Annotated in this window: 1 protein-coding gene; it reads left to right on the top strand. The window is 64.1% G+C overall.

The annotated features are described in order from the left end of the window. On the top strand, positions 1-351 hold a 351-nt coding region (locus WG924_RS28295; protein ID WP_345936343.1), incomplete at both ends, for an EF-Tu/IF-2/RF-3 family GTPase.

Here is a 351-nt window from a genome sequence, read left to right as displayed (position 1 = left end):
TGGTGACCGGTCGTATCGAGCGCGGCATCGTGAAGGTCGGCGAGGAAGTGTCGATCGTCGGTCTGCGTGACACCACGAAGACGACGGTGACCGGCGTCGAGATGTTCCGCAAGCTGCTGGACCAGGGCGAGGCCGGCGACAATGTCGGCGTGCTGCTGCGCGGCACGAAGCGTGAGGATGTGGAGCGCGGCCAGGTTCTGGCCAAGCCGAACACGATCACCCCGCACACTGAGTTCGCGGCGGAAGCCTATATCCTGACCAAGGAAGAAGGCGGGCGTCACACCCCGTTCTTCACCAACTACCGTCCGCAGTTCTACTTCCGGACCACGGACGTGACCGGCGTGATCACGC

It is taken from the genome of Tistrella arctica, assembly GCF_039630945.1.
Taxonomy (GTDB): domain Bacteria; phylum Pseudomonadota; class Alphaproteobacteria; order Tistrellales; family Tistrellaceae; genus Tistrella; species Tistrella bauzanensis.
Note: the sequence above shows the minus strand (reverse complement) of the source record. Positions and strands in the feature narration are given on the sequence as shown.